The organism is Bdellovibrio sp., assembly GCF_036384735.1.
Lineage (GTDB): Bacteria > Bdellovibrionota > Bdellovibrionia > Bdellovibrionales > Bdellovibrionaceae > Bdellovibrio.
In genome coordinates this window covers 1-5,455 of the sequence record NZ_DASVLT010000003.1, presented here as the reverse complement: position 1 = coordinate 5,455, position 5,455 = coordinate 1, and the positions used below count along the sequence as shown (strand labels likewise).

Genomic DNA, 5,455 nt, shown 5'->3' with positions numbered 1-5,455 from the left:
TTTCGAAGACTTCTGCTTTGAAAGTGTCGAGCCTTTTATCGAACCCAACGACCCCCGCAACATTCATGGACAAATTGATTCTGTCGGAAATTACGACTGGAAAAACACGGATCTGCCGCAACGACTTTCTAAAAAGGTTTTTCAAATCATTCGTCAATTTCAATGGCGAACTCCACCAAAGGAAATTATCTTTTTAGATCGTAAGACCGGTGGTGTTTTTATTTTCCTATCTATTCTGAAAGCGAAGATTCGTGGTCGTGACGTGTTGCTTAAGTATATGGAAAAAATCTAGAGGTTTTATGTTACGCGCACTTATGCCTTTGCTTTTTATTACTTCACTTTCACATGCCGCCAGCAATCCTCCGAAGTTTGAGTTCAAATCGTTGTCTTCAGCAGAGGCACTTTCACCTTCTGCGAAATCTGTACGGTTTTCTGACCTCAAAGGTAAAGTGGTGATTGTGGATTTTTGGGCCTCTTGGTGCGCCCCCTGCAAAGAGGCGATTCCTCACTACAATCGGCTTGCAACGAAGTACAAAGACAAAGTTGTTTTTCTAGGCATAAATGAGGACGACGATTCTAAAGAACGCGATGCTTTCATGAAGATGCAGGAGATCTCGTTTGCGGTGTTTTCGGATAAAGAAAAACAAATGGCCAAAGACTTTCAGGTGGCGGCACTACCCACACTTTTTGTCTTTGATAAAAATTTAAAACCTGTGACCATGTATCGCGGTTTCAACGATAAAAAGCCACAGGTTTTAGAGAAGACTATTCAGGAGCTTCTGGGCTCGCAGAAATAATTACTTCTGATTTTGAGTCAGTAACGGTTGTCGAGCTGGTTCGAACCAAACGTCGACTATATCGCCTTTTTTTACTTTTCCTTTCACGTCTTTATACCAGAAAACTGAGTACTGGCGTTCCTCTGCGTGCACTGCAATTTTTCTGACACGGTCATCTTTATATTTCAAAGAAATCTTCGTAACTTTCTTGGAAAGCTTGATCAACTCCTCTGGCTGCGAAATACCGTCACCGTTTTTATCTTGCCACAATACGAGCTTATCGAATTCTTTATCGCGTCTATCGATAACACCATCGTGATTCGTATCGAATTTTTTAAGAACTTCAAAACCGTTTTTCTCTTTGCCGTTGTCACCAAATAATTGATCTTTACTTGTGATTTTTCCAGAACCATCTTTATCGTAGGCTAGGAAGTAACCCGCGTGATTTGATTCTGGCCAATATGTTGTACCAACACCATTGATTGGAAAGTTACTGACGTTCGTGAATTTTGGCCTGTCTTTGTCAAAGAAAACCATCAGTGGTGAATAATAACCTCCGCAAAATCCTGTCTGACCTGGGAACGAAACGTTAAGTTCGACATTAGATTTATCAGAGGACACTGAGATACCGCCAATTGTCGCACTCAAAGTACCGTTTTGTCCCATGAAGGCCTTACAACCCACTGCCGGAATATATGATGAAACACCGTAAGCACCATAAGCCACGACATTACAGTCACCGACAACTTGCGAAAAGCTAGTGCTTTGAAGATAGACTGAACCTGGATCCGCATCAGTGATAGTTCCGGCCGCATCAATGTTCACGTTGGTTGGAAACGGTGTTTTTAAAATAACCGTATTCCCATAAATACCGGCACTGCCCCCACCAGGAATCGAGTAGTTCGACGCATCCATCGGAGTAATTTGATTATTAGCAGGAATCATCCCGCCGTTTTGAACTAAATAAGCAGGATATTTTACCATAATAGGATAAGACTTACTGCCAATCACTAAGGTTAGGTTCGCAGTAATCGTCGAACTCGGGGCCAATGGATTCGTCACACCACGAAGATTCGTACCGAAGCATGAATTTACAATTTTTACGGTGACAGTACTATTTCCCGAACGAGTGACTGTGCCAGAAGCTGGCGCTGAGGTCACTGATTCACCAGAAACGGTCGTATTCACCGACATTGGCAAACTCTGAACTTGAGCGAATGCTCCCTCTGCAAATAGCAGAAGGACTGGCAAGACCTTCCCTATATTCATGGTTCCCATAATTCCCCCTTTTAACGCTCTATAAACTTGCAGTCGACGTATCTGACGGACTGTTGTTGTAAGTATCGACTTTATTAATTTTAAAATAGATCATGCGCTTTAAGACAGAGTCGCGACTCATACTGAAAGAACACACTTTATCAGCCAAAAGAACCTTCTGACCAGCCTGGCCTGTGCCTTTGTAAATCACCTTATACAAATTTGAGTGATAAAATGGTGTTCCACTTTTGTTGCCGCCGGGATAGCAATCTGCAGCCAGAGTTTTGTCTGCCTCTAGCGTATATTGAATGGCAGAGATAGCACGCAATCTCACAACAGATTGGCCTCCCCCAATAGACGGAACATTTTGCAAAAACGAATCTACACTGGGAATCGCAGCTCCCGTCACCGGCTGAGTCGATTTAATTAAACCTGAAAATGGATTTCCCACGGAATTTAAAATAGCCCCTCCGACCACACCGACATAGACAGGGCTACGTGGTGCAACTTGCATGTTCACCGTACCATCTGAAGAGAGAGGTCGCAATTTCGCGGGAGTATCAAACATCAACGTCATGCCGTCGATCCAAAATCCAGGGCGAATGGCTTTGACCCAATTATTTTGATTTACGGAAACAAACGTGTAGGACCCTGCAACATTGAAATCCGACGATGTACCAAATGAATAAGCTGCAGTCGGATCGTAATTCAGCGTTGCTCCGGCCGAAAGATTTTGCACGATCAAACTGACGCTTTGATTTGCTGTTTTAGAGGTAATTGTAATCGCTCTGGATAGTGGAGTCGTAAGACTGTTCGCTGGCACATCTGGATAGTAATCAAAAAAATTATTGCCAGAATCATCCGCTAAAGAAATGTTATTGAAGGATGGTTCCACAGCGCTTAAATCGCTAAATATAATGCGTTCAGCAAGTTTTTCATCGATCGACTGCTCCAATTGATTTTTTAAAACCGCTTGATCCTTCGCGAGCCAAACTTGGGTTGAGATAAGCGCAACAGTGACGACAGCCGTAAGACCAACGCCTATCATCACTTCAACTGCAGTAAATCCTAAATTATTTTGAATTTTCATTTTGCACTCACCACGAAAACGTAGTCACGATACTGCTCACCTTTTGCAGCCCAAGCCTTATGAGTCATGCGCAAGGTCACCTGATAGAGACCACGATAACTATCTACGGGTTGAATGACGTAACCATAAGTTCCAGCACATTTCGGGCAATCTGTTCGCGCAGCGACGATACCGTTATCCCAAGCCATCGGCAAAGAAGATAAATCCAAAAGACTTCCAGCAGTCACGCCGTAGTTGTAGTTAACCTGATAGTTCTCAACGCCCGATTTGATATTTTCTGCAATGTCACTGACCTGACGATCGGTTGCAGATAATACGACGCTGTCTTTTGTCGTATTTCTCAGTTGCACCATCCCGCCACTGAATGCAAAGCCAATGATCGAAATAAGTCCCAGTCCAACAAGAACTTCAACAATGGATTGACCTTTATTATTTTGTGTTGGCTTTAAGTTCATCATACGCCACCTTCACGAGATTGTTCGACAACATAGAATCGAATCAAGCGCTTCTTACAACTTGTTGTTGAAGATGTTGAACCCGACGGAATTCCACAATCAGGATCCACCGCCGTCCATTGGAATGGATCAGCCTTCGCGCGCAAGCTAATGACATTGCAAAGACGAACATTCTGAACTTCTTGAATTGACGGTACTGGCAACCAAATCGGAGATTTTTGGACCGTATTGCAATCAGCACCGGTCGCCGATTGCAATATGCCATACTTACGTAACTCCTGTGTTGCCTGCGGATAATAGATAGAACTCCATCTAATGCCCGCTTTATACGCTGAAGGATCGATTATCAACTTACCTACGATAAATGTTCCGATAATTCGCAGTGGCAACGAGCGAGCTGAAATTGTCAGGCTATCACATGCATAGAACCCCGTGACAAATGTAGCCGTATCATCGATCGTGCAACTTCCCACTATCGAGTGCACATCAAACGAACTTGCACTTCCGCTAAAGACCAAATCATGCTTATAAGCTGGATCATCTCCTGCCACAGCGTCAGTGGATCCTGCAAAGTTCCAAGAAACACGCGTTGACGGAGAGAAATCTACGGCCCATGCAGCGCCACCAAAAGACTGAGAACTAGCCGCGTTTTTTGCAGCCTCGCATTGCGCCTCAAGATCATCTGTATCTGGATCTGAAGCCCCCGCGACAGCCGGGCTCGAACTATTGCTCGAGAAATTAATTGGGGGATTAAGCATAGAGCCGCTATTAGTGAAATTCAGATAACCTAGCAGCCCACTGCTTGAGGTAGTTCCAGAACCGACTTTAATCGAGGTTCCATTGCTATATGTAGGGTCATAAGCCAAGACACCAATGGACGGTGCAGTTAAAACCATATTCTCGTCGCGCATATTGCCAACATTTGTCGCAGAAACAGTCAAAGACAAAGTAGACGAAGAATATGTACCCCATCTTTTGGATGTTTTAATTCCATCTACCGAAATCGTGATCACGGGAGGATTGTTATAGATCGAAGAATAAGAGCTCAGTGTATTCTGAGAACTCGAAAGAGCTGCGGTATCCGCATACACCGTATTTTGAGCTGTAGTTACTGCGGTGGTCCGAGATTTCACCGTCGCCGTCCACGAATCAACTGTCGCTTGAGCTGCATCAACGGCCGACTGACTATAATAGTCCGACGACGTCGATGTAGAAGTGGACGTAGATGTTGTAGTTGTATTGCTAGCTGTTGTATCTGTTGAAGTAGATGTTGTTGTAGATACATCCGTCGAAGTTGAAGTCGAGGTGCTAGTTGAAGTGGAGGTGCTATTAGCAGTGCTTCTATATACCGGCTTACTTTGTTCAGCCAGCAAGGTCGCTTGGGCGTCTGATAAAGAATTTTTTGCTGCAGCAAGATCTAAATTTGCTTGATCAAGGGCAGCTTGATCATTTGCAAGAGTGTTTTTCTTAGTCGTTACGTCGGCCTGCAATGCCGCAAGCTGAGTAGAAGAACCTACTTCCGGCGTTACCGTCAAATCGGAATTCAATGCCATCGGAATAGAAAATGAACGAGTTCCCAATCCAAATGTCACTCTTACAACGGCATCTGTACTGCTACCGTCATAATTAATTTTTCCATTACCCCAATTTACCAACGAAGAGGCTGTCATACTAACGTTTTGCGGATTAAATTGATCTGACCTATCAAAATAAACCTTGTAGGTCGTCGAAGAAGAAGAACTCGAAGAAATATAAGATTGAATATTTACTTTGCTTAATGAGCCAATCGTTCCCATGCTTGTCGAAAGGGCCGCACATTTTTGCATCAAAGATAAATCAGGAGTTGTAGCTGGGGTGATACCAGCAAACACTTGAAG

At 43.8% G+C, this 5,455-nt stretch carries 4 protein-coding genes and 2 pseudogenes; 2 read left to right on the top strand and 4 right to left on the bottom strand.

Annotated features, from left to right (window positions below; genetic code table 11):
• Together VF412_RS00175 and VF412_RS00170 are read left to right on the top strand one after the other, a co-directional pair.
• Positions 1–292: pseudogene (locus VF412_RS00175) on the top strand (AarF/ABC1/UbiB kinase family protein); the annotation flags it as partial.
• Positions 293–299: 7 nt separating this feature from the next.
• Positions 300–797 carry a TlpA disulfide reductase family protein gene (locus tag VF412_RS00170; RefSeq protein WP_331337163.1) on the top strand — a complete coding sequence of 166 codons (498 nt, stop codon included), beginning with the start codon at positions 300–302 and terminating at the stop codon, positions 795–797.
• Here VF412_RS00170 and VF412_RS00165 read toward each other — a convergent pair whose 3' ends face one another.
• From VF412_RS00165 to VF412_RS00150, 4 genes and pseudogenes are all read right to left on the bottom strand, one after another.
• Positions 798–2,054: an EF-hand domain-containing protein gene (locus VF412_RS00165; RefSeq protein ID WP_331337162.1), complete on the bottom strand. Its 1,257-nt coding sequence runs from the start codon at positions 2,052–2,054 to the stop codon at positions 798–800.
• 19 nt (positions 2,055–2,073) lie between these two features.
• The gene (locus VF412_RS00160) at positions 2,074–3,123 is read right to left on the bottom strand and encodes a hypothetical protein (RefSeq protein ID WP_331337161.1); all 1,050 of its coding nucleotides are present in this window, start codon (positions 3,121–3,123) and stop codon (positions 2,074–2,076) included.
• Positions 3,120–3,581, bottom strand: a complete 462-nt coding sequence (locus VF412_RS00155) for a hypothetical protein (protein ID WP_331337160.1) — start codon at positions 3,579–3,581, stop codon at positions 3,120–3,122. The genes VF412_RS00160 and VF412_RS00155 overlap by 4 nt, the downstream gene beginning before the upstream one ends.
• A pseudogene (locus tag VF412_RS00150) lies at positions 3,578–5,455 on the bottom strand (hypothetical protein); the annotation flags it as partial. The gene VF412_RS00155 and the pseudogene VF412_RS00150, both read right to left, overlap by 4 nt.

Bases quoted from the DNA above. Each gene is read 5' to 3' on its own strand.
- VF412_RS00170 (WP_331337163.1), top strand. From the start codon at position 300: ATGTTACGCGCACTTATGCCTTTGCTTTTTATTACTTCACTTTCACAT.
- VF412_RS00160 (WP_331337161.1), bottom strand. From the start codon at position 3,123: ATGAAAATTCAAAATAATTTAGGATTTACTGCAGTTGAAGTGATGATA.
- VF412_RS00165 (WP_331337162.1), bottom strand. From the start codon at position 2,054: ATGGGAACCATGAATATAGGGAAGGTCTTGCCAGTCCTTCTGCTATTT.
- VF412_RS00155 (WP_331337160.1), bottom strand. From the start codon at position 3,581: ATGATGAACTTAAAGCCAACACAAAATAATAAAGGTCAATCCATTGTT.